At 74.0% G+C, this 22,715-nt stretch carries 21 protein-coding genes; 16 read left to right on the top strand and 5 right to left on the bottom strand.

The window, feature by feature from the left end:
• Positions 1-76: 76 nt before the first annotated feature.
• Positions 77-1,573, top strand: coding sequence for a signal recognition particle-docking protein FtsY (ftsY, locus tag ACFP3R_RS05110; RefSeq protein ID WP_380633293.1), 1,497 nt, complete (start codon positions 77-79; stop codon positions 1,571-1,573).
• A 173-nt stretch (positions 1,574-1,746) separates the two neighbouring features.
• On the opposite strand, the gene ACFP3R_RS05105 is transcribed toward ftsY, so the two are convergent.
• Both ACFP3R_RS05105 and ACFP3R_RS05100 read right to left on the bottom strand, forming a co-directional pair.
• Positions 1,747-2,295 carry a flavodoxin family protein gene (locus ACFP3R_RS05105; protein ID WP_380633291.1) on the bottom strand — a complete coding sequence of 183 codons (549 nt, stop codon included), beginning with the start codon at positions 2,293-2,295 and terminating at the stop codon, positions 1,747-1,749.
• A 90-nt stretch (positions 2,296-2,385) separates the two neighbouring features.
• Positions 2,386-3,141 carry an IclR family transcriptional regulator gene (locus ACFP3R_RS05100; protein ID WP_380633290.1) on the bottom strand — a complete coding sequence of 252 codons (756 nt, stop codon included), beginning with the start codon at positions 3,139-3,141 and terminating at the stop codon, positions 2,386-2,388.
• Positions 3,142-3,225: 84 nt separating this feature from the next.
• Here ACFP3R_RS05100 and aceB point away from each other — a divergent pair, with 84 nt between their 5' ends.
• From aceB to ACFP3R_RS05085, 3 genes are read left to right on the top strand one after another with little or no spacing between them, the layout of a single operon-like run.
• The gene (aceB, locus tag ACFP3R_RS05095) at positions 3,226-4,758 is read left to right on the top strand and encodes a malate synthase A (RefSeq protein ID WP_380633288.1); all 1,533 of its coding nucleotides are present in this window, start codon (positions 3,226-3,228) and stop codon (positions 4,756-4,758) included.
• Position 4,759: 1 nt separating this feature from the next.
• A complete protein-coding gene (locus ACFP3R_RS05090) occupies positions 4,760-5,944 on the top strand; it encodes a DUF6986 family protein (RefSeq protein ID WP_380633286.1) in 1,185 nt (394 codons plus the stop codon).
• A 51-nt stretch (positions 5,945-5,995) separates the two neighbouring features.
• On the top strand, positions 5,996-6,454 hold the full coding sequence (locus ACFP3R_RS05085; RefSeq protein WP_380633285.1) for an Imm1 family immunity protein: 459 nt from the start codon (positions 5,996-5,998) through the stop codon (positions 6,452-6,454).
• Between the two features lie 4 nt (positions 6,455-6,458).
• Here the strand turns inward: ACFP3R_RS05085 and pucL are convergent, their stop codons facing one another.
• Genes pucL through uraD form a run of 3 tightly spaced genes read right to left on the bottom strand, consistent with a single transcriptional unit; the run spans position 6,459 to position 8,113 of the window.
• On the bottom strand, positions 6,459-7,337 hold the full coding sequence (gene pucL, locus ACFP3R_RS05080; RefSeq protein WP_380633284.1) for a factor-independent urate hydroxylase: 879 nt from the start codon (positions 7,335-7,337) through the stop codon (positions 6,459-6,461).
• 3 nt (positions 7,338-7,340) lie between these two features.
• Positions 7,341-7,628, bottom strand: a complete 288-nt coding sequence (locus ACFP3R_RS05075; RefSeq protein WP_380633282.1) for a hydroxyisourate hydrolase — start codon at positions 7,626-7,628, stop codon at positions 7,341-7,343.
• The gene (uraD, locus tag ACFP3R_RS05070) at positions 7,625-8,113 is read right to left on the bottom strand and encodes a 2-oxo-4-hydroxy-4-carboxy-5-ureidoimidazoline decarboxylase (RefSeq protein ID WP_380633280.1); all 489 of its coding nucleotides are present in this window, start codon (positions 8,111-8,113) and stop codon (positions 7,625-7,627) included. The genes ACFP3R_RS05075 and uraD overlap by 4 nt, the downstream gene beginning before the upstream one ends.
• A 173-nt stretch (positions 8,114-8,286) precedes the next feature.
• Here uraD and allB point away from each other — a divergent pair, with 173 nt between their 5' ends.
• The 12 genes from allB to ACFP3R_RS05010 all read left to right on the top strand — a co-directional run bounded on the left by allB (position 8,287) and on the right by ACFP3R_RS05010 (position 22,663).
• Positions 8,287-9,582 carry an allantoinase AllB gene (allB, locus tag ACFP3R_RS05065; protein ID WP_380633279.1) on the top strand — a complete coding sequence of 432 codons (1,296 nt, stop codon included), beginning with the start codon at positions 8,287-8,289 and terminating at the stop codon, positions 9,580-9,582.
• The gene (gene alc, locus ACFP3R_RS05060; protein ID WP_380633277.1) at positions 9,579-10,580 is read left to right on the top strand and encodes an allantoicase; all 1,002 of its coding nucleotides are present in this window, start codon (positions 9,579-9,581) and stop codon (positions 10,578-10,580) included. The genes allB and alc overlap by 4 nt, the downstream gene beginning before the upstream one ends.
• Positions 10,581-10,693: 113 nt before the next feature.
• On the top strand, positions 10,694-12,220 hold the full coding sequence (locus tag ACFP3R_RS05055; RefSeq protein ID WP_380633276.1) for an alpha/beta fold hydrolase: 1,527 nt from the start codon (positions 10,694-10,696) through the stop codon (positions 12,218-12,220).
• A 366-nt stretch (positions 12,221-12,586) separates the two neighbouring features.
• Positions 12,587-13,930: an ammonium transporter gene (locus ACFP3R_RS05050; RefSeq protein WP_380633275.1), complete on the top strand. Its 1,344-nt coding sequence runs from the start codon at positions 12,587-12,589 to the stop codon at positions 13,928-13,930.
• On the top strand, positions 13,927-14,265 hold the full coding sequence (locus ACFP3R_RS05045) for a P-II family nitrogen regulator (RefSeq protein WP_344035194.1): 339 nt from the start codon (positions 13,927-13,929) through the stop codon (positions 14,263-14,265). The genes ACFP3R_RS05050 and ACFP3R_RS05045 overlap by 4 nt, the downstream gene beginning before the upstream one ends.
• A 19-nt stretch (positions 14,266-14,284) precedes the next feature.
• Entirely contained in the window at positions 14,285-16,654 is a 2,370-nt protein-coding gene (locus ACFP3R_RS05040) for a [protein-PII] uridylyltransferase (protein WP_380633274.1), read from the top strand.
• Between the two features lie 317 nt (positions 16,655-16,971).
• Positions 16,972-17,517, top strand: a complete 546-nt coding sequence (locus ACFP3R_RS05035) for an AAA family ATPase (RefSeq protein ID WP_380633273.1) — start codon at positions 16,972-16,974, stop codon at positions 17,515-17,517.
• Positions 17,518-17,575: 58 nt separating this feature from the next.
• Positions 17,576-19,135 carry a signal recognition particle protein gene (gene ffh / locus ACFP3R_RS05030; protein ID WP_380633272.1) on the top strand — a complete coding sequence of 520 codons (1,560 nt, stop codon included), beginning with the start codon at positions 17,576-17,578 and terminating at the stop codon, positions 19,133-19,135.
• Complete coding sequence (locus ACFP3R_RS05025; protein ID WP_380633270.1) at positions 19,132-20,211, top strand: amidohydrolase family protein; 1,080 nt, start codon at positions 19,132-19,134, stop codon at positions 20,209-20,211. Before ffh ends, ACFP3R_RS05025 begins: the two co-directional genes overlap by 4 nt.
• A gap of 197 nt (positions 20,212-20,408) precedes the next feature.
• Entirely contained in the window at positions 20,409-21,119 is a 711-nt protein-coding gene (locus ACFP3R_RS05020) for a CPBP family intramembrane glutamic endopeptidase (protein WP_380633268.1), read from the top strand.
• Positions 21,120-21,128: 9 nt separating this feature from the next.
• Positions 21,129-21,911: a CPBP family intramembrane glutamic endopeptidase gene (locus tag ACFP3R_RS05015; RefSeq protein ID WP_380633266.1), complete on the top strand. Its 783-nt coding sequence runs from the start codon at positions 21,129-21,131 to the stop codon at positions 21,909-21,911.
• On the top strand, positions 21,908-22,663 hold the full coding sequence (locus ACFP3R_RS05010; protein ID WP_380633264.1) for a LamB/YcsF family protein: 756 nt from the start codon (positions 21,908-21,910) through the stop codon (positions 22,661-22,663). The genes ACFP3R_RS05015 and ACFP3R_RS05010 overlap by 4 nt, the downstream gene beginning before the upstream one ends.
• Positions 22,664-22,715 lie beyond the last annotated feature (52 nt).

Here is a 22,715-nt window from a genome sequence, read left to right as displayed (position 1 = left end):
TGCTGGTGGGAAAGTTGCCTGATCTCGACGTGGTTGGTCGATCGGCAACATCCCCGGGTCGTGCGAGGATTGGCCGGTGACCACCACGACCCTGATCTGGATCATCGTCGTCGTCGCGGCACTGCTCCTGGTCGCCCTGGTGACGGGCGTCGTGCTGTCCCGGCGGCGGCGGATCAGCCTCACCGAGCCCGAGCAGGACAAGCCCGCCACGGGGTACCGGGCGGGCGGCGCGATCACGTTCAACGCGCCCGCGCCGCCACCGGTGGTCGAGCGGCCCGAGCCCGAGGTGGTGGAGAGGACCGCGCCCCCCACCGCCCCCCCGGTGGTCGAGAAGCCGGTCTCCCGCCCCCCGACCGCCGAACCCCCCGTCGCGGAACCCCCCGCGCCTCCGCTCGCGGACCTCGCCACTCCTCCCGTCGCCGAACCCCCCGCGCCTTCCATCTCCACGCCTCCCGTCTCCACGCCTCCCGTCTCCACGCCTCCTGTCTCCGCGCCTTCCGCCGTCCCGCCGGTCGAGCACCCGGTGGTGGACCGCACCGAGGTCGACGGCCAGCCGGGCGTCGGCGACGACGCGGCGGTGCCGCGGGACTCGGTCAAGCGCGGGTTCGTCGAGGTCGACCTGCCCGAGCAGGCGTCGGAGATCGACGAGATCGAGCCGACCGAGGGCCGGCTTGAGCGGCTGCGCGGGCGGCTGTCGCGGTCGCGGTCCACGTTCGGCCAGGGCCTGCTCGGCCTGCTCGGCGCGGGCGACCTGGACGAGGACTCGTGGACCGACGTCGAGGACACGCTGCTCATGGCCGACCTCGGCTCGGCGATCACCGACGAGGTGGTGGCCGCGCTGCGCGAGCAGATCGCCTCGCGCGGCGTGCGGACGTCCGACGACGCGCGGGCGATGCTGCGCGACGTACTGGTGAGCGTGCTCCACCCGGAGATGGACCGCGCGGTCAACGCGCTGCCGCACTCGGGCAAGCCCGCGGTGGTGCTGGTGGTCGGCGTGAACGGCGTGGGCAAGACCACCACCACCGGCAAGCTGGCGCGCGTGCTGGTGGCCGACGGCCGGACCGTGCTGCTGGGCGCGGCGGACACCTTCCGCGCGGCGGCGGCCGACCAGCTGGAGACGTGGGGTTCGCGCGTGGGCGCGGCGACCGTGCGCGGCGCGGAGGGCGCGGACCCGGCCTCGGTGGCGTTCGAGGCGGTCAAGCGGGGCGTGGACGCGGGCGTGGACACCGTGCTCGTCGACACGGCGGGCCGCCTGCACACCAAGACCGGCCTGATGGACGAGCTGGGCAAGGTCAAGCGCGTGGTGGAGAAGCAGGCGGCGGTGGACGAGGTGCTGCTCGTGCTCGACGCCACCACCGGCCAGAACGGCCTGACCCAGGCCCGCGTCTTCGCCGACGTCGTCGACGTGACCGGCATCGTGCTGACCAAGCTCGACGGCACCGCCAAGGGCGGCATCGTCTTCCAGGTCCAGCGCGAACTGGGCGTGCCCGTGAAGCTGGTCGGCCTGGGCGAGGGCGCCGACCACCTGGCCCCCTTCGAACCACAAGCCTTCGTCAACGCCCTCCTGGGCTGACACCCCCTCGCGAGTCGTACGTCCAGACCTGTCGTGTCGTACGTCCAGGACCCCCGAATTCAGTGTTCAGGCGAGAACCGCCCGACGTGAACGCTGAACTCGGGGGTCCTGAACGTTGAACTCGGGGGTCGCGAACGTACGACACGGTCGACCGGAACGTACGACTCGCGGGGTTAGGCGGTGAAGAAGGTTTTTGCGGTGGTCAGGGCGGTGGTGTCGGACAGGACGTCACCCGGCCGGTTCCCGACGCCGACCAGGCCGCCGCGCCACGTCATCTTCAGGTAGACCGCGGCGCGCTCCAGCGCGTCCAGCAGGGCGCCGGCCTGGTGGGGCTCCTCGGCGAGCGCGGTGACCGCCCACAGGTGCTTGCCCGCCATGGCCTCCACGAAGCCCGGCACGCGCTCCCAGTTCGACCAGTGGTCCAGGTAGCGCTTGGTCGACGACGACACGCTGTACCAGTAGGTCGGGGACGCGATCACGATGTCGGTCGCCTCCAGCGTCGCGTCCAGCAGCAGCTCCTCGTTGCCGGTCGGCTCGGGTCGCTCGCTGACCGGGTACCGGACGTCCCGGTAGTCCGCCAGCGGCACGTCGCCCAGCCACAGCCAGCGCTGCTCGACGTCGCCCAGTTGCTCGGCCGCGAGCCTGGCCAGCTGCTCGGTGTTGCCGTCGCGCCGCGCGCTGCCCAGCACGAACAGGAACTTGCGCCCGGTCCCGGTACCCACATCGGCCCCCAACTCGTTTGTATGTACTTGCATATAAATCCACGAAGCGAGGTGCCGTCAAGTTCGTTCGCCTTCGTTCGCCCGAACGGGTCAGGCCCTGGTCGCCTCGGTCGACAGGCGCTCCGCGATCCGCAGCACGTCGGGCAGCATCCGCGTCACGGCCTCCTTGGTCAGCCTGCTGTCGGGCCCGGACACCGACACCGCGGCCAACGCGGGCGCGTCGCGCAGCGGCACCGCGACGCACCGCACGCCCACCTCCTGCTCGCCCTCGTCCAGCGCGTACCCCTGCTCGACCACCAGGTCCAGCGACGCCAGCAGCTCGGCCGCGTCCGTGATCGTGTTCGGCGTGGACGCGGGCAGGCCGGTCCGCTCCAGCAGCGCCCGCGCCTCGTCCCGGGGCAGCTGCGCCAGCATCGCCTTGCCCACGCCGGTGCCGTGCGGCAGCACCCGCCGACCGACCTCGGTGAACATCCGCACCGAGTGCCGCGACGGCGCCTGCGCCACGTACACCACCTCGTCGCCGTCCAGCACGGCCAGGTTCACCGTCTCCCCGACCCGGTCCACCAGCTCCGCCAGCAGCGGCCGCGCCCACCGGCCGAACTGCCGCGACGCCGTCTCGCCGAGCCTGATCAGCCGCGAGCCGAGGGTGTAGCGCCGGTTGCTGTTCTGCCGCACGTACCCCAGCGCGACCAGGGTGCGGATCAGCCGGTGGATGGTCGGCAGCGGCAGCCCGGTCGTGGCCGCCAGCTCCGACAGGCTCGCCTCGCCACCCGCGTCCGCCAGGCGTTCCAGCAGGTCGAAGGCGCGTCGCAGCGACTGGACGCCGCCGGCGGGCTCCGGGGCCACGGCCACCACTCCTTCATTGCTGTTCCGCTTTGCGGAAACTATAGTCCGCTGAGTAGAAACCAAGGCGAAAAGAGGTGGGCCTCCATGTCCGGTGTCCGGGTCCTCGGCGGCGAAGTGGAGCGCGGGGACGAGGTCCTCACCCCGGACGCGCTGGAGTTCGTGGCCGGCCTGCACCGGTCGTTCGCGCCGGAGCACGCCACGCTGGTGCGCCGCCGCGCGCAGCGCCGCACCCTGGGCTTCCTGCCCGAGACGCGGGCCGTGCGCGAGGGGGACTGGCGGGTCGCCGAAGCGCCCGAGCCGCTGCGCGACCGGCGGGTGGAGATCACCGGCCCGACCGAGCGCAAGATGACCGTCAACGCGCTGAACTCCGGCGCGCGGGTCTGGCTGGCCGACCTGGAGGACGCGAACACGCCGCACTGGCACAACGTCGTCTCCGGCCAGGTCAACCTGCGCGACGCGGCCCGGGGCACGATCGGGTTCACCTCGCCGGAGGGCAAGCGCTACGCCCTGCGCGACGACGTGGAGCGCCCCGCGATCGTGGTCCGCCCGCGCGGCTGGCACCTGCCCGAGCGGCACCTGGAGGTCGACGGCGCGCCCGCCGTCGGCGCCCTGGTCGACTTCGGCCTGCACTTCTTCCACAACGCGTCCCTCGGCCGGCCGTACTACTACCTGCCGAAGATGGAGAGCCACCTCGAAGCCCGGCTGTGGAACGACGTGTTCACCGCCGCGCAGCAGCGGCTCGGCGTCCCGCACGGCACGATCCGCGCGACCGTGCTGATCGAGACCATCCCGGCCGCGTTCGAGATGGAGGAGATCCTCCACGAGCTGCGCGACCACGCCTCCGGCCTCAACGCCGGCCGTTGGGACTACCTGTTCAGCGTCATCAAGTACTTCCGCGACGCGGGCCCGGACGCCGTGCTGCCCGACCGCGACAGCATCACCATGACCGCGCCGTTCATGCGCGCCTACACCGAGCTCCTGGTGCGCACGTGCCACAAGCGCGGCGCGTTCGCCATCGGCGGCATGGCCGCGTTCATCCCGAACCGGCGAGACCCCGAGGTCACCGGGAACGCGCTGGCGAAGGTGCGCGCGGACAAGACCCGCGAGGCGGGCGACGGGTTCGACGGCTCGTGGGTCGCGCACCCCGACCTCGTGCCGGTGTGCCGGGAGATCTTCGACGGGGTGCTGGGGGAGCGGCCCAACCAGCTCGACGTGCTGCGGCCCGAGGTGTCCGTGACCGCCGGGCAGCTGCTGGACTTCGCCTCGACCGGCGGCGCGACGACCCGCGCGGGCCTGGAGTCCGCGGTGGACGTCGGCGTGCGCTACCTGATGTCCTGGCTGGGCGGCAACGGCGCGGCGGCCATCCACAACCTCATGGAGGACGCCGCCACGGCCGAGATCTCCCGCTCCCAGCTGTGGCAGTGGGTGCACAACGACGTGGTGCTCGACGACGGCACGCCGGTCACCGCCGACCTCGTCCGGGAGGTGCTGGCCGGGGTGCGGGAGAAGCTGGAGGGCGACCACCTCGACCCGGCCGTCGAGCTGTTCGAGCAGGTCGCGCTGGCCGACGAGTTCGTGGACTTCCTGACCCTGCCCGCCTACGAGCGGATCGGCTGACGTGCCCCGGACCTCGCTCGACCCGGGTGCGGTGCGGGCGCTCACCGCGCGGCTGTCCGATGTGGAGCCGAGGTGGCCGGTCGGCAGGCAGCCCGTGCACACCTGCTACGCGCCCGCCGACCGGGTCACCGCCTCGACCGTGCGGGACTGGGGCGCGCAAGCGCTTGCGGCCCTGGACGCGCACCCCGACCTGGTCGGCCTGCTCGGCGTGCCGGCGGTCGTGCCGGACCGGGTGCGGGCCAAGCTCGCCACCGAGCCGGTGGAGGACCTGCGGATCGACTTCGAGGACGGCTACGGCACCCGCGCCGACGACGAGGAGGACGCCGACGCCGAGCGCACCGCGCTGGTGGTGCGGGACTGGCTGGACGAGGGCGTGGCGCCGCCGCGCTTCGGCCTGCGGATGAAGTCGTTCGACACGGCGGCGCTGCGCGAGCGCGGCCTGCGCACCCTCGACGTCTTCCTGACCGCGCTCTGCGGCGCGCCCGACGGGCTGGTGATCACCTTCCCCAAGGTCACGTCGGTGGCGCAGGTCGAGGTGTTCGGCGAGGTGCTGGACCTGTTCGGGCTGCCGCTGCGGTTCGAGGTCCAGGTCGAGACGACCCGGTCGGTCGTCGACCCGCGGGGGCGGCTGGCCCTGCCCGGGTTCATCGAGGCGGGCCGGGGCCGGATCAGCGGCCTGCACTTCGGCACCTACGACTACACGGCGGGCTGCGGGCTCGGCGCGGCGCACCAGCACCTGGCGCACGGGGCGTGCGACTTCGCCCGCCACGTCATGCAGGTGTCCGCGGCGGGCACGGGCGTCGAACTGTCCGACGGCTCGACCAACGTGCTGCCGGTCGGCGACCGGGTGGAACAGGGGTGGCGCACCCACTACGACCTCGTCCGCCGGTCCCTCGCGCACGGCTTTTACCAGGGCTGGGACCTGCACCCGGCGCACCTGGTGACCAGGTACGCGGCCGTGCACGCGTTCCACCTGGAGGGCGTGGCGGCCGACGCCGACCGGCTGCGGGCGTACGTGGAGCGCGCCGGCGGGGCCGTGCTGGACGAGCCCGCCACCGCCCAGGCGCTGTCGGCGTCCTTCCTGCGGGCGCTGGACTGCGGCGCGCTGGCCGAGGACGAGGTCCGCCGCGCCACCGGCCTGGGCCTGCCCGAGCTGCGCGGGCTGGCCCGTCGCCGGATGGGGTGATCCTGCGGGCTCGACGGGCCGATCCGCGGGCCGGCCGCCATCGTGGGGTGCATGACCATGCGCGCCGGGCTGTGGACGGGGCTGCCCGACCTGGAGCGGGCCGAGTTCCGCTACCGGGTGGTGGCGTGCGAGGCGGACGTGGACCTGCTCGTCGAGGCCCTGGCGCGGCCCGGGTGCAACGACGCGATGCTGGAGCACTTCGGCCGCGAGGTCGACGACGAGGGCGAGAGCGACCACAACCTGGTGCTCGCCGTCCGCGGCGGGTGGGGCTACCTGAACTACGTCGACGACGAGTTCACCGGCTGGCCCAAGGGCGACCCGGACGCGCCGTTCGTGGACGAGCCCTACACGGACTTCCCGCCGGGCGTGGGCGTGCCGCTGCCGGTGTTCCGGGCGCTCCTGCTGGAGTTCCTGGCCACCGCGCGGCGCCCGACCGCCGTGGACTGGTACGAGGAGTCCGACCTGTTCCACGCCTGGCGGCTCCAGCGGATGGCGCGCTACGAGGGGTGAGGCGCTAGAACGTCGGCAGGGTGTGCCAGGCGAGCCCCGGGTCCTCGGCGTCGTCGCGCAGCACGGAGCCCTCGATCAGCCCGTACGGCCGGTCGGCGGCGTGGAACACCTCGTTGTCGTTCGCCAGCCCGAACGGGGACAGGTCCACGGCGAAGTGGTGCTTGTTCGGCATGGACAGCCGCACCTCGGCGACCTCGGGCCGGGCCAGCAGCACGGCCTCCCCCATCGCGTACAGGGTCTGCTGCAACGACAGGCTGTGCCTGCCGGCGAAGGTGGTCAGCAGCAGCCGCCTGATCGCGGCGTGCGCCCCGGCCCAGTCGACGTCACCGCCCCGGTAGCGCCAGCGGGCGGTGACGGAGGTGGCCAGCACGCGGTCGTCGGTCTCCCGCAGCGTCGTGTACTCGTCGCGCGGGAAGCCGTGGAACTCCGAGCCGGTGGACTTGAGCACCACGAGGTCCCGCAGGCCGGACACCACCCACGCCCGGTCGCCGTCGACGGTCACGGCGGTGGTGCGCTTCTCGGCGCTGCCCGACACGAACGCGTGGTCGTGGTCCTCGATCCGCTCCCACGAGTGCTCGTCGACCAGGACCCGCGCGCCGGTGATGGCCTCCTGCGAGGAGACGAAGTGCCTGCCCAGCCGCAGCGCGAAGTCCTCGATCTCGCCCACGGGCGCCTGCTTGGCGAAGGCGTGGACGGTGTTCTTCTGCGTGTCGGTGGCCAGCACCTTGGAGTTGTCGCCGGTCAGGTGGGTGTCGGCGAGGTCGCCGCGCAGGGAGGTGCTGACCGTGAGGTCCTTGATCCGGTGCACGGCGCCGTCGCGCGACACCACGACGAGGCGGTTCTCCGCCTTCCCGTACTGGTTGTCCCCCAGGACGATGGCCACGGGTCAGCTCCCTCGGTAGGTGGTGTAGGCGAACGGGCTGAGCAGGACCGGGACGTGCAGGTGCCCCGCCGCGGCCCGGAAGGTGACGGTGATCTCCGGGTAGAACGGGGTGTCGACCTCGAACACCAGCCGGTGCACGCCGGGGGACAGCTCCTCGGCGAACCGCAGCCGGCCGTCCTCGTCGGTGCGTCCGGCGGCCAGCACCTCGCCGTCGCGCTCCAACCGGACCGGCACGCCGACCCGGGGCCGGCCGGCCTCCGCGTCGAGCACGTGGGTGGACAGCGTGGTCACGACAGCACCTTCCCCAGCCGCAGCGCGGCGATCCTGGCCAGTTCCCGGTTCACCACGCGCAGCTCGACGTCCGGCGGGTTGCCCAGGCGCGAGTCGAGGTCGACCAGCACCCGCTCGCCGCTCAACCCGGTCGCGCACACGAGGTAGATGTGCCCGAAGCGCTCCTCGTAGGCCGCGTTCGCGGTGGCCAGCCGACCGGCCGCGGCCGCGGCGACGCCCGACTGCTCGTCGGCGGACCAGCGCGCGCCCGGCCCGCCGCCCGTCGCGCGCTCCCCGATGCGGGGGTGCCCGGCGATCGCGGCGCGGACCTCGTCGTCGGACAGCTCCTCGGCGGCCCGGTCCGCGGCGGCGAGCAGCGCCTCCACGTCCGCGTAAGGCCGACCGGCCAGCACGGCGTCCACCCAGCGCGGCACCGCGAGGCACTCGGCGAGCAGGGGGCGGAGTTCGTCCGGGGGCGCCGAGTTGAACGCGGGCAGGTCGGGCACGGGCGCTCCCTTTTCCGTCTCGCGGAATCGCGTTTCCGCCTGGGCGGGACGGTACGAGCGCCCCCCGGACGTGTCAATGACGTGCCGCCGCGGTGCCGGACGCCCCGATCGGACACGATCCCGGAACACCGGGGTGCTGCCGCCGCGCCCGCCCGGCTGCCAAGGTGGGGTCCATGGACCTGGTGCTGAGGGCGGCGCGAGTGATCACCCCGGACGGCGAGCGCGCGGCGGACGTCGGCGTGGCCGGCGGGCGCGTGGTCGCGGTGGCCGACCGCCTCGACGCCGCCACCGTGGTGGAGCTGGCGCCGGACGAGGTGTTGCTGCCCGGCCTGGTGGACACCCACGTGCACGTCAACGACCCCGGGCGGGCCGAGTGGGAGGGCTTCGCCACGGCCACCCGGGCGGCGGCGGCCGGCGGCGTCACCACGATCGTGGACATGCCGCTGAACAGCCTGCCGCCGACCACGACGCCGGCGGCGCTGGCGGTCAAGCGGGCGGCGGCGCTCGGCCGGGTCCACGTGGACGTGGGGTTCTGGGGCGGGATCGTGCCGGACAACGCCGACGACCTGGTCGCGCTGCACGAGGCGGGCGCGTTCGGCTTCAAGTGCTTCCTGGTGCACTCGGGCGTGGACGAGTTCCCGCACGTCAGCACGGACGAGCTGCGCCGGGCCCTCGACCGGCTGGCGCCGCTGGGCGCGCTGACCGTCGTGCACGCCGAGGACCCGCACGAGATCACCGAACCCGGTCCCGGCTACCGGGCGTTCCTGGACTCGCGCCCGCACCGCGCGGAGGCCAGGGCGGTCGACTCGGTGGTGGAGCTGGCCGCCCGCACCGGCGCGCGGCTGCACGTGCTGCACGTGTCCAGCGGGCAGGCGCTCGACCGGGTGCGGGAGGCGAAGGGGCGCGGGTTGGCGGTGACCGCGGAGACGTGCCCGCACTACCTGACGTTCGTTGCCGAGGAGATCGCGGACGGCGCGACGGAGTTCAAGTGCTGCCCGCCGATCCGCGACGCGGCCAACCGCGAGCAGCTGTGGCGCGCGTTGGGCGAGGGCCTGGTCGACCTGGTGGTGACCGACCACTCGCCGTGCACGCCGGAGCTGAAGCGGGGCGACTTCGCCAGTGCGTGGGGCGGGGTGGCGAGCCTCCAGCTCGGCCTGCCCGCGGTCTGGACCCAGGCCCGGCGGCGCGGTCACGGGCTGACCGACGTGGTGCGGTGGATGGCGACCAACCCGGCCGACCTCGTGGGGTTGACCGCCAAGGGCCGGATCGCGCCGGGCGCGGACGCCGACTTCGCCGTGTTCGCCCCGGACGAGGCGTTCGTGGTCGACCGCGCGGCGCTGCACCACCGCAACCCCGTCACCCCGTACCACGGCCGGCCGCTGTCCGGCGTGGTGCGGCGCACGTGGCTGCGCGGGCAGCCGGTGGACGACCGACCGCGCGGGCGGTTGCTGACCAGAGGAGACGCATGACCGGGACACCCTGGACGATGCTGCCCGACCTGGCCTGCCGGGCGGTGGGCGGCGGCGTGGTGTGGGCCAACGACGAGTCGTTCGCCGAGCGGGAGAACCTGGTCGAGCGGGCGGAGCCGGGGTACCGGCCGCACACGTTCGGCCACAAGGGGCAGGTCTACGACGGGTGGGAGACGCGCCGCCGCCGCGAGCCGGGCGTGGACCACGCCGTGGTGCGCCTCGGCCTGCCCGGCGTGGTCCGGGGCGTCGTGGTGGACACGGCGTTCTTCACGGGCAACTACCCGCCGTTCGCCTCGGTGGAGGCGACCGCCGTGCGCGGCCACCCGGCCCCGGACGAGCTGACCGACTGGGAGACCCTGGTGCCGAGGTCGCCCCTGGGCGGCGACCGCAAGCACCACTTCGACGTGGCCGACGGGCGCCGCTGGACCCACGTCCGCCTGACCATCCACCCGGACGGCGGGGTGGCGCGGCTGCGCGTGCACGGTGAGCCGGTGGTCGACCCGGAGCTGGTGCTCCCGGAGGCGCTGGACCTGGCGGCGCTGGAGAACGGCGCGTCGGTCACCGGGTGCAGCGACATGTTCTACGGCTCGCCGGCCAACCTGATCGCGCCCGGCCAGGCGCGGGTGATGGGGGAGGGCTGGGAGACCGCGCGGCGCCGGGACGACGGCAACGACTGGGTGGAGATCGCGCTCGCCGCGCCCGGCGTGGTCCGCCTGGTGGAGCTGGACACCACCCACTTCAAGGGCAACGCGCCGGGCTGGGCCTCGGTGCGGGGCCGGCGCGGCGACGGCGGGTGGGTCGACCTGCTGCCCCTGACCCGGTTGCAGCCCGACACCCGCCACCGCTTCCGCGTGGAGCGGGGCGAGGAGGTCACCCACGCGAGGCTCGACATCCACCCGGACGGCGGCATGGCCCGCCTTCGCCTGATCGGCGCACTGACCCCGGCGGGACTGCACGGGCTCACCCAGCGCTACCAGGCAGTTACCCGGGGGTCCTGAAGTTGTCAGCCTTCGGGCTGATTTTGCCTACGACTTGAGTCGCTTGTGAGACGCACAACGCCCCTGACAGCCTGCGATCACCCTATTGGGTGACAGGAACTAGGGAGGAACCTGTGCGATCGAGCATCCGAGCGCTGGGCGGCGCTGCCGCCGCCTGCGCGCTCGTCCTGGGGACGGCGACGCCCGCGTTCGCGGACCCGCCGGGCGCGGCACGCGTCGAGTGGGCGCCGTGCGGGGAACCGGCCGAGGTGGAGTGCGGCGCGCTCAGCCTGCCGATCGACTGGGCGCGCCCGCGCGGCGAGCGGTTCGACCTCGCCGTGGCCCGCCGACCCGCGACCGACCCGGCCAAGCGCGTCGGGGTGCTGGTGGTCAACCCCGGCGGACCGGGCGGTTCGGGGGTGAACTTCGCGCTCGGCGCCGACCGGTACTTCAGCCCGGCGGTGCTGGAGCGCTTCGACGTCGTCGGCTTCGACCCGCGCGGCGTGGCCCGCAGCCAACCGGTGCGCTGCTCGCTGGAGCTGCTGCGGGCGGCCCCGTCGGCCTACCCCGCCGACGAGGCCGGGTTCCGGGCGCTGGCCTCCTACAACCGCGAGCTGGCCGCCGACTGCCGCGAGCGTTCCGGTCCGATCTACGACCACGCCGACACCCTGTCCGTGGTCAAGGACGTCGACGCGCTGCGCAAGGCCCTCGGCGAGCGGAAGATCAGCTACTACGGCATCTCCTACGGCACGCTCATCGGCCAGCAGTACGCCGAGGAGTTCGGCCGCGACATCCGCGCCATGGTGCTCGACTCGAACATGGACCACAGCCTGGGCACCCGGCGGTTCAACGAGACCGAGGCCGTGGGCGCCGAGGACTCCTTCCACGAGTTCGTGGAGTGGTGCGACCGCACCCCGTCGTGCGCGCTGCACGGCCAGGACGTGGCCGCGGTCTGGGACGACCTGCTGGCCCGCGCCGACCGCGGCGAGATCGGCCGGCCGGGCGACCCGAGCCTGGAGGTGACCGCCGAGGAGATCAGCCGCATCGCGCTCAGCGCGTTCTACGGCCCGAACTGGACCTTCCTCGCCCAGCTGGTCGTCGACCTGCGCGCGGGCGCCCCCGCCGCCTCGGCGCTCGCCGCCGAGGAGACCGCGCACAACCCGTTCCCCGCGGTGTTCTGCCAGGACTGGGCGATCCGCGTGAAGGACCACCGCGAGCTCTCCGCGCTGGTCGAGCGGAACAACCGGCTCGCGCCGCACATGCGCGGCTCGGCCCTGGGCCACACCGCGACGACGGGCTGCGTCGGCTTGCCCGAGCGGGTGAACAACCCGCAGCACCGGCTGCGGATCGACCACGCGCCCAAGATCCTCATGACCAACGCCCTGCACGACCCGTCCACCCCGTACGCGTGGGCGGCCAACGCCCACCGGCAGAGCCGCGACACCACCGTGCTGCTCACCTACGAGGGCTGGGGCCACGGCGTCTACGGCCGCAGCGACTGCACCACGGGCGCCCTGGACGACTACCTGATCAACCTCAGGACGCCGCGCGACGGCGCCCGCTGCCCCGGCGTCGAACCCCCGGCCGAGCCGGTCGCGCCGCTCGACGCGCGGCCGCGCCCGGCGGGTCCGGCGCCCGGCGTGCCGGGCTGGCTCGGCTAGCCCCGCGCCCGGGTCCACGAGCCGCCCCCGCCGCCCCTCGGCGAGGGCGGCTCGTGCCGTCGCGGGTGCGCCGATCGGCCCACCCGCGCCCGGCGGGCCCGACCGGCGCGGTCATGACCCACCGTCGCGGAGGCCACCGGCGGAGGCGGGAGTTCACCCCGGGAGCGAGGGGTCCTCGCACGATCCGTCACCGGAAATTCCGCGGTGGAGCGGACTGGTCACCGGCGGAACCGCTCCCTTCAAGCGCGCGAAACGCGGCCGTAACACGGGGGCCCGGACAGTTCACCGCCGCGAAACCTTCGGCGCAACCGCGTGAAACAGGACGTATCGATGCTCCCTGCAACCGACGTGCAGTGGAGGTCGACAGTGGATACAGGGGACACCGCCTGGGTGCTCACCAGTGCCGCGCTGGTGCTGTTGATGACCCCGGGCCTCGCCTTCTTCTACGGGGGCATGGTCCGGTCCAAGAGTGTGCTCAACATGATGATGATGAGCCTGGGTGCCATCGGCGTGGTCGGTGTGCTCTGGGTGCTCGTCGGCTACTCGATGGCGTTCGGCAAGGACGTCGGCGGCGGCCTGCTGGGCGCGCCCTTCGAGTTCTTCGGCCTGGACGGCCTGCTCGGGCCCGACGCGCTGTCCGGCACGCTGCCGGCCACGGTGTTCGTCGCGTTCCAGGCGATGTTCGCCATCGTCACCGTGGCGCTGATCTCGGGCGCCATCGCCGACCGCGCCCGCTTCGGCCCCTGGCTGCTGTTCGCGGGCCTGTGGTCGATCATCGTCTACTTCCCGGTCGCCCACTGGGTCTTCGACTTCGACGGCAAGGACGAGGCGGGCAACGTCGTCGACCCGGGCGGCTGGATCGCCAACCAGCTGGCCGCCATCGACTTCGCCGGCGGCACCGCGGTGCACATCAACGCCGGCGCGGCGGGCCTGGCCCTGGCGCTGGTCCTCGGCAAGCGCGTCGGTTGGCCGAAGGACCGGATGAAGCCGCACAGCCTCCCGCTGGTCGTCCTGGGCGCCGGGCTGCTGTGGTTCGGCTGGTTCGGCTTCAACGCGGGCTCCGCCGTCGCCGCCAACGCCACCGCCGGTGTCACCTTCGTCAACACCCTGGTCGCCACCTCCGCCGCGATGCTCGGCTGGCTGCTGGTGGAGCGCGTCCGCGACGGCAACGCCACCACCCTCGGCGCCGCCTCCGGCATCGTCGCGGGCCTGGTCGCCATCACCCCGGCCTGCTCGTCGGTCACCCCGCTCGGCGCCATCGCGATCGGCGCGATCACCGGCGCGCTGTGCGCCCTGGCGGTCAGCCTCAAGTACCGCTTCGGCTTCGACGACTCGCTCGACGTGGTCGGCGTGCACCTGGTCGGCGGCCTGTCCGGCACCCTGCTGATCGGCCTCTTCGCCAGCGACGCCGCCCCGGCGGGCGTCAACGGCCTCTTCTACGGCGGCGGCGTCGACCAGCTGTGGCGCCAGGCCGTGGGCGCGATCGCGGTGCTCGCCTACTCCTTCGTGCTCAGCCTGCTGCTCGGCTACCTGGTCAAGGTCACCGTCGGCTTCCGGGCCGACGAGGAGTCCGAGATCGGCGGCATCGACGAGGCCGAGCACGCGGAGACCGCCTACGAGTTCGGCAGTGGCCTGGGCACCCGCGGCGCGGGCAAGCCCAGCGTCGCCGCCGGCGCCACCGCTGTCCTCGAGGGGAGCAACAAGTCATGAAGCTGGTCACCGCGATCATCAAGCCCTTCACCCTGGACGACGTGAAGGCGTCGCTGGAGCAGTTGGGCGTGCTGGGCATGACCGTCAGCGAGGTCCAGGGCTACGGCAGGCAGAAGGGCCACACCGAGGTCTACCGCGGCGCCGAGTACGCCGTGGACTTCGTGCCCAAGCTGCGCATCGAGGTGCTGATCGACGACGCGGCCGTGGACAAGGTCCTCGACGCCGTCGTGGAGGCCGCGCGCACCGGCAAGATCGGTGACGGGAAGGTCTGGGTGACCCCCGTCGACACGGTCATCCGGGTCCGGACCGGGGAGCGCGGCTCGGACGCCCTGTAGGGGAAGGGGAGACGGCCGGATGGACGACACCGGAACGGCCGTCGTCACGGCGGACGACCTGGTGCGGGCACGCGATCGGCTGCTCGCGCCGGGTCGGCGCCGTTTGACGGGGGAGTCGCTGCGCGAGGCGCTGGTGGACCTGCACGAGTTCTGGCTCACCGCGCACGCCGCGCAGGCGGGTGTGGGCGGGCCGGGCAGCGGGGTCGCGCTGGCCGCCGTGGGTGGCCTGGGCAGGCGTGAGCTGGTGCCCTACTCCGATCTCGACCTCGTCCTGGTGCACAACGGGCACAAGGGCGTGGACGCGGTGGCCGAGAAGCTGTGGTACCCGCTGTGGAACTCCGGCATCGGCCTCGACCACTCGGTGCGCACGGTCGGCGAGGCGCTGCGCGTCGCGGCGTCCGACCTGCGCACCGCGCTGGGGCTGCTGGACGTCCGGCACCTCGCGGGCGACCAGGAGGTCAGCGGGCGCCTGGGCGACAACGCGCGCCAGGCGTGGCGCTCCGGCGTGCGCGGCAGGTTGGACGAGATGGCGGAGTCGGCCTCGCGGCGGTGGGCCCGCAGCGGCGAGATCGCGCACCGCGTGGAACCCGACCTCAAGCACGGCCGCGGCGGGCTGCGCGACGTGACGCTGCTGGACGCGTTGAGCGCCGCGCAGCTGACCGACCGGCCGTCGGCGGAGGTCGAGGAGGCGCGCAAGCTGCTGCTGGACGTGCGCACGGAGCTGCGCCGGGTGGCCGGTCGGCCGCGCGACGTGCTGCGCGCGCAGGACGGCGACGAGGTGGCCGCGGCCCTGGGCCTGCCGGACCGCTTCGCCCTGGCGCGGGCGCTGTCGTCGGCCGCGCGCACCGTCGTGTACGCGGTGGACGTGGCCACGCGCACGGCGCGGGCCGCGGTGCCCAAGCGCGGGCTGGGCGTGTTCGCGCGGTCCCCGCTGCGGCGCGCGCCCGCCCGGCGGCCGCTGGACGAGGGCGTGGTGCTGCACGGCGCCGAGGTGGCGCTGGCCCGCGACGCCGTGCCCGGCCGCGACCCGGCGCTGCTGCTGAGGGTGGCCACGGCCGCCGCGCGCGGCAAGCACCCGATCGCCCCGGGCACCCTGGCCAAGCTCGCCGACTCCGCGCCCGAGCTGCGGCAGCCGTGGCCCCGGGAGGCCCGCGACGAGCTGCTGGCGCTGCTGGGCAGCGGCACCGGCCTGATCGACGTGGTGGAGGCGCTGGACCGCACCGGGCTGTGGGGCCGGCTGTTCCCGGAGTGGGGCGCGGTGCGCGACCTGCCGCCGCGCGACGCCGCCCACACCTGGACCGTGGACCGCCACCTCGTGCAGGCCACGGCGCACGCCGCCCGGCTGGTCACCCGGGTCTCGCGCCCGGACCTGCTGCTGCTCGGCGCCCTGGTGCACGACATCGGCAAGGGCAGGCAGGCCGACCACTCCGAGGTCGGCGCGGCGCTGACCACGCAGATCGCCGAACGCCTCGGGCTGTGGCCGCAGGACGTGGCGACGCTCACCGCGCTGGTGCGCCACCACCTGCTGCTGCCGCACACCGCGACCCGCCGGGACGTGGAGGACGAGGCGACCGTGCGCCGCGTGGTGGAGACGCTCGGCGGCGACCCGGTGCTGCTGGAGCTGCTGCACGCGCTGGCCGAGGCCGACGCCCTGGCCACCGGTCCGGGCGTGTGGACCGACTGGAAGGCGTCGCTGGTCAACGACCTGGTCGGCCGCTGCCGCACCGCGATGGCGGGCGACCCCCTGCCCGCGCCGGAACCCCTCGACCAGCGGCAGCGGGACCTGGCCCTGGCGGTGGTCGCCACCGGCCGGCCCGACGTGCTGCTGGACGCCGGCGGCGGCACCGCGGTCGTCACGGTCGTCGCGCCGGACCGCCCCGGCCTGCTGTCCCGGGCCGCCGGGGTGCTGGCGCTGAACTCGCTGGAGGTGCACGCGGCCGCGCTGCGCTCCTGCGGCGACCCCGCCACCGGGGCGGCGGCGGTGGACGTGTTCACCGTCTCGCCGCGGTTCGGCTCGCTGCCGGACGTGACCCTGCTGCGCGAGCAGCTGACCAGGGCCGTGGACGGCTCGCTGGCGCTGGCCGACAAGCTCGCCGCCAAGGAGCGCGACTACGGCGGGCCGCCGCAGGACCCACCGCCGCCCAGGGTGCTGTGGTTCGACGACGAGTCGACCGGCGCGGTGGTGCTGGAGCTGCGGGCGGCCGACCGGATCGGGCTGCTGCACCGCGTCGCCGACGCCCTGGAGCGGTGCGGGGTGGACGTGGTGTGGGCGCGGGTGTCCACGCTGGGCTCCACGGTCGTGGACTCCTTCGCGCTCGCCGCGGCGGACGGCCTGGACGCGACCCGCCGGCGGGAGGTCGAACGCGCGGTGGTGCTCGCCGCCCGGTGAACCAATCCGGTGAACCAATCCGGTGAACCGCCCGCCGGGTCCTCGTCGGGCGGGTTGCGTAGGTCTACGCACAACCCCCACGGGTGCTCACGCTGCCGGGTACCCCGCCGGCAGGGCAGGCTTGGCGCCGTGACGACGTGGGGGTTCCTCCCCGGGGGGCGGGGGGTGTCGTCACCGGGTGGTCCGGGAGCGGCTCATCGAGGGGTTGGGCCGCTCCCGGACCACCCCGCGCGAACCCGGTCGCGCGGGACGTGGATCACGGAAAGCGGCGGCGCGGAACTCGGCGGCGTCCGAAACGTCTTTTTAGTATGGATGCGATGACCGCTGTCGCCGTGGGGCCGCGCTCCCTCGTCGTGCTGGCCGGCCTGCCCGGAGCGGGCAAGACGACGCTGCTCGCCGCCGCCGACACCGGCGGCGCGCCCGCGGTCGTGCTGGACTCCGACCAGGTCCGGGCCCGCCTCGTCGCGCTGTTCCCGAAAGCCGTCCCCTACCGCTTCTACCGCCCGCTGGTGCACCTCGTGCACCGCGGCCGCATCTTCTGGTACGCGATCACCGCCTCCCGCAGCCTGCTGCTGGTGCACGAGCCGTCCACCCGGCCCACCACCCGGGCCGGCCTGGTCGCGGTCGGCCTGCTCACCCGCCGGCCCCGGCACTTCGTCTGGCTCGACGCGAGCCCCGAGGAGGCCCTGGCGGGCCAGGTGGAGCGGGGCAGGCTGCTGAACTCCCGGTCGTTCACCCGGCACGTGCGCCGCGCCGCCCGGCTGCGCGCCCGCTTCACCTCGGGCCCCCCGCCGCGCGGCTGGCAGGGCCTGAGCGTGCTCACCCGCCGTGACCGCCTGCGGCTTTCCGTGGCCGAAGGGTGAGCGGCTACCCTGGCGGGTGACCAGTGGCGGAATCCGACGTGCGAGGTCTGGCGGCACCGTGTTCAACACCCTCTCCGACCGGCTCACCTCGGTCCTGCAGAACCTGCGGGGCAAGGGGCGGCTCTCCGACGCCGACATCGACGCCACCGCGCGCGAGATCCGGGTCGCGCTGCTGGAGGCCGACGTCGCGCTCCCCGTGGTGCGCTCGTTCATCGCCGGCATCAAGGAGCGGGCCAAGGGCTCCGAGGTCTCGCAGGCGCTGAACCCGGCCCAGCAGGTCATCAAGATCGTCAACGAGGAGCTCGTCGGCATCCTCGGCGGCGAGACCCGCCGGCTGAACCTGGCCAAGACCCCGCCGACGGTGATCATGCTCGCCGGCCTCCAGGGCGCGGGCAAGACGACCCTGGCCGGCAAGCTCGCCCGCTGGCTCAAGGCCCAGGGCCACACGCCGCTGCTCGTGGCGTGCGACCTCCAGCGCCCCAACGCGGTGACCCAGCTCCAGGTGGTCGGTCAGCGCGCGGGCGTGCCCGTGTTCGCGCCGGAGCCCGGCAACGGCGTCGGCGACCCGGTCGCCGTGTCCCGCCGCGGCGTCGAGGAGGCCAAGCGGGCCCAGCACGACGTCGTCGTGGTCGACACCGCGGGCCGCCTGGGCGTCGACGAGGAGATGATGCGCCAGGCGATCGACATCCGCGCCGCCGTGCAGCCCGACGAGGTGCTGTTCGTGGTCGACGCGATGATCGGTCAGGACGCGGTCAACACGGCCACCGCGTTCAGCGACGGCGTGGGCTTCACCGGCGTGGTGCTCACCAAGCTCGACGGCGACGCCCGCGGCGGCGCCGCGCTCAGCGTCCGGGAGGTCACCGGCCAGCCGATCCTGTTCGCCTCCAACGGCGAGAAGCTGGAGGACTTCGACGTCTTCCACCCGGACCGGATGGCGAGCCGCATCCTCGGCATGGGTGACATGCTCACCCTCATCGAGCAGGCCGAGCAGGCGTTCGACGCCGAGCAGGCCGAGGCCGCCGCGGTCAAGCTCGGCTCCGGCCAGCTGACCCTGGAGGACTTCCTGGAGCAGATGCTGGCCCTGCGCAAGATGGGGCCCATCGCGAACCTGCTGGGGATGCTGCCGGGCGCGAACCAGATGAAGGACCAGCTCGCCAACTTCGACGAGAAGCACCTCGACCGGGTCCAGGCGATCATCCGCGGCATGACCCCGGCCGAGCGCGACGACCCCAAGATGATCAACGCCTCCCGCCGGCTGCGCATCGCCAACGGCTCGGGCGTCAAGGTCAGCGACGTCAACGACCTGGTCAACCGCTTCTTCGAGGCGCGCAAGATGATGAGCCAGATGGCGGGCCGGTTCGGCCTGCCGGGCGGCGGCGGCAACCGGAACAACCGCAAGGGCAAGGGCAAGAAGGGGAAGAAGGGCAAGGGGCGCGGCCCGACGCCGCCGAAGGTGCGTGGCGGCTTCCCCGGGATGATGCCCGGCATGATGCCCCCGGGGATGATGCCGCCCGGCATGGTGCCCCCCGGCGGCGCGCCCGAGCTCCCGCCCGGTCTCGGCGGGCTCGACCAGCTCCCGCCCGGCTTCGACCCCTCGAAGTTGAAGTTCGGCAAGTGACCGGTCTGCACCTGCGGGGCGTGGTGCTGCCCGAGGGCGGCGCGCCGCGCGACCTCTGGGTGGTCAACGGCCGCATCCGCACCCGCCCGGTGCCCGGCGCGACCACGGTGTCCGACGGCGGCTACCTCGTGCCCGGCCTGGTGGACGCGCACTGCCACGTCGGCCTCGGGCCCCGCGGCGCGGTCGACCTGCCCGAGGCCGTGGACCAGGCGCTGGCCAACCGGGACGCGGGCGCGCTGCTGCTGCGCGACTGCGGCTCGCCCCTGGACACCCGGCCGCTCCAGGAGCGCCTGGACCTGCCGCGCGTCCTGCGGGCGGGCCGCCACCTGGCCCGGCCCAAGCGCTACCTCCGGTACCTGGGCCACGAGCTGGAGGACCCGGCCGACCTGCCCGCCGCGGTGGCCGAGCAGGTCGCCGACGGCGACGGCTGGGTCAAGCTCGTCGGCGACTGGATCGACCGGGACACCGGCGACCTGGCGCCGCTGTGGACCGAGGACGTGCTCACCGAGGCGATCAAGGTCGCCCACGAGGGCAAGGCCCGGGTCACCGCGCACGTGTTCGGCGAGGACGCACTCCCGGCGCTGCTCGCCGCGGGCATCGACTGCGTCGAGCACGGCACCGGCCTGACCGACGACACGATCGAGCTGATGGCGCGCAACGGCACCGCCCTGGTGCCCACGCTGATCAACGTGGTGGAGAACTTCCCGTCGATCGCGGGGGGCGCGGACCGGTTCCCGGCCTACCAGGCCCACGTGCGGGACCTGCACGCGCGCGTTTCCCAGACCGTGGCCAAGGCCGTGGAGGCGGGGGTGCCGGTGTTCGCGGGCACCGACGCGGGCGGCGGCATCGCGCACGGCCGGATCGCCGACGAGGTCGAGGCGCTGCACCGGGTCGGCATGACGACCGAGCGGGCCCTGGGCGCGGCCTCCTGGGCGGCCCGCGAGTGGCTGGGCTTCCCCTCGCTCACCGAGGGCGCCGCGGCCGACGTCGTGGTCTACGGGTCGGACCCGCGCGAGGACCTCGCCGTGCTGCGCCGGCCGAGCCTGGTGGTGCTGCGGGGTCGGATCCACGCCTGAACGGTTGGGCGACCGGCCCTCTCGCCCGCCGTGGTCGACCGGGTTCCGGCCGGGTGTCGACCGTCCGGCGAAACCGCACTTCCGGTGGAATTCTTCCCGCTCGCGTGGGCACCCCGAACGAGCGCGTGCCGCCGTCAGGGTGATCTTGACCGAACTCGGGCGGCACCTCCTGCCCCCGGACCAGTAATTTCGGACGAGTGGCGGAACAGGACATCCAGGACACCGGGCGCGGGCACTGGGCGTTCCTGGCGTTCTTCACCGGCCTGGGCGGCTACTACCTCGCCACCCTGGTCCTCACCGCCGCGACCGCCGACCGCTTCGCCGAGGTGGACGTCACCGACCCGCCGGTGCTCGGCCCGCTGCTGCTGCTGATCTTCCTGCCCAACGTCCTGCTCGGCCTCGGGCCGGCCGTGGTGTCGTGGCGCCTGGGCCGCGGCCCGAACCGCGACTTCGGCCTGTGGCCCACCGCCCGCGACCTCAGGGTGGGCCTGGCCATGGGCGGCGCGGCGCTGCTGGCCGCCTGGCTGCTGGGCACGATCCTGCTGCGCATCAACCCCGACCCGACCACCGCGGTGGAGCGGATCGGGGCGCTCTCGGGCGGGCGCACGGTCTGGCTGGCCGCCGCCGCCCTGTTCGTCCTCCTCGGCGCGCCGCTGACCGAGGAGCTGCTCACCCGGGGCGCGCTGTGGCACGCCCTGGCGCACCACCGCATCCCGAAGGGCGTGGTCCTGGCCCTCACCGCCCTGGTCTTCGCCTTCCTCCACGAGGAGAGCTGGCGGATGCTCGGCCTCTTCGCCCAGGGGCTCGCCATCGGCGCGGCCCGGATGATCACCGGACGGGCAGCGTCCAGCGTGGTGGCCCACGCGACGAACAACCTGCTGCCCGCCGTGTACCTGTACACCGGCTGACTAGGGTGGATGGCTGTGGAACCACCGGACGAACCCCCGACGGGACTGATCGCGAGCGTCCGCGCGGTCGGGCGGGAACCGGCGCCGGAGCGCGCCGGCCAGCGCTGGGGCTTCGGCGCCTTCCTGCTGGTCGAGGCGATCTTCATCCTCAGCGCCGTGTTCATCACGGCGCTGGCCCGCACCTCGGGCACGGACCTCGGCTCGTCGGTGACGTTCATCCTGGTCGGCTCGATGGTGCCCACCGTCCTCGCGGCGACCGCGGCGGTGGTCGTCACCTACGTGCGCGGCAACGGCCCGTGGCAGGACCTGCGCCTGGACTGGAACCGCGACGACGTCAAGATCGGCCTGAAGCTGGGCGCGCTCGGCCTGGTCATGACCTACGTCGCCGCGGTGGTCTGGTCGCGGCTGGTGGGCGACGACAACGCGACCTCGGCCATCGGCGAGCTGGTGGACGGCGCGGGCCTGCCGGTGGCGGCCGCCGTGGTGATGTTCTGCTACGTCTGCTTCCTGGGCCCGGTCTGCGAGGAGATCATCTACCGCGGCCTGCTCTGGGGCGCGATCGAGCGGCAGCGCTGGAGCCGCTGGGCGGCGTTCACGCTGACCACCCTGATCTTCGCCGCCAGCCACCTGGAGCCCCTGCGCACCTCGCTGCTGATCGTCATCGCGATCCCGATCGGCATCGCCAGGCTGATCACCCGCAGGCTGACCGCCAGCGTGGTCGCGCACGTGATCAACAACTTCCTGCCCGGCCTGACCCTCCTGCTCGTCTCCGTCGGGGTGATGCCCGCGTGATCGACCTGAACAGCGACCTGGGCGAGGGCTTCGGCATCTGGCGCCTGGGCGACGACGACGCCCTGCTGGACGTCGTCACCAGCGCGAACGTGGCCTGCGGCTTCCACGCGGGCGACCCGTCGACCATGCGGCGGGTGTGCCGGTCGGCCGCCGCGCGCGGCGTGGCCGTCGGCGCCCAGGTGTCCTACCGCGACCTGGCCGGCTTCGGCCGCCGCTTCATCGACGTCGACCCGGCCGAGCTGGCCGACGAGGTGCTGTACCAGGTGGGCGCGCTCGACGCGTGCGCCCGCGCGGCGGGCACCCGGGTGTCCTACGTCAAGCCGCACGGCGCGCTCTACAACGCCACCGTGCGCCACGAGGAGCAGGCGCGGGCCGTGGTGGACGGCGTGCGGGCGTTCGGGAACCTGCCGGTCCTGGGCCTGCCCGGCTCCCGGCTGCTGCACCACGCCGAGCGGGCCGGCCTGCGCCCCGTGCGCGAGGCGTTCGCGGACCGGGCCTACACCCCCGAGGGCGCGCTCGTGCCCCGCCGGTCGCCCGGCGCCGTCCTGAGCGGCACGGACGCCGTCCTGGCGCAGGTGCTCAGGCTGGCCGAGCACGGCGAGCTGGTGGCCGTCGACGGCACCGTCGTGCGGGCCGAGGTCGAGTCCGTCTGCGTCCACGGCGACACGCCCGGGGCGGTCGAGCACGCCCGGCGGATCCGCGCCGAACTGGAGTCGCGCGGCACACCGGTGGGCCGGTTCGCCGCCGGCTAGGGGCGTCTGGCACAATTGACGGTTGTTCGCCGAGGTCGGTCCCTCTCACCGT

It is taken from the genome of Saccharothrix lopnurensis, assembly GCF_042658445.1.
GTDB classification, from domain to species: domain Bacteria; phylum Actinomycetota; class Actinomycetes; order Mycobacteriales; family Pseudonocardiaceae; genus Actinosynnema; species Actinosynnema lopnurensis.
The sequence above is the reverse complement of the archived record's forward strand: the minus strand, read 5'-3'. Positions and strand labels throughout refer to the sequence as shown.

Excerpts from the sequence above, each read along its gene's own strand:
- aceB (WP_380633288.1), top strand. The coding sequence starts at position 3,226 with ATGTCCGGTGTCCGGGTCCTCGGCGGCGAAGTGGAGCGCGGGGACGAG.
- ACFP3R_RS05085 (WP_380633285.1), top strand. The coding sequence starts at position 5,996 with ATGACCATGCGCGCCGGGCTGTGGACGGGGCTGCCCGACCTGGAGCGG.
- allB (WP_380633279.1), top strand. The coding sequence starts at position 8,287 with ATGGACCTGGTGCTGAGGGCGGCGCGAGTGATCACCCCGGACGGCGAG.
- alc (WP_380633277.1), top strand. The coding sequence starts at position 9,579 with ATGACCGGGACACCCTGGACGATGCTGCCCGACCTGGCCTGCCGGGCG.
- ACFP3R_RS05045 (WP_344035194.1), top strand. The coding sequence starts at position 13,927 with ATGAAGCTGGTCACCGCGATCATCAAGCCCTTCACCCTGGACGACGTG.
- ACFP3R_RS05040 (WP_380633274.1), top strand. The coding sequence starts at position 14,285 with ATGGACGACACCGGAACGGCCGTCGTCACGGCGGACGACCTGGTGCGG.
- ACFP3R_RS05035 (WP_380633273.1), top strand. The coding sequence starts at position 16,972 with ATGACCGCTGTCGCCGTGGGGCCGCGCTCCCTCGTCGTGCTGGCCGGC.
- ACFP3R_RS05015 (WP_380633266.1), top strand. The coding sequence starts at position 21,129 with ATGGCTGTGGAACCACCGGACGAACCCCCGACGGGACTGATCGCGAGC.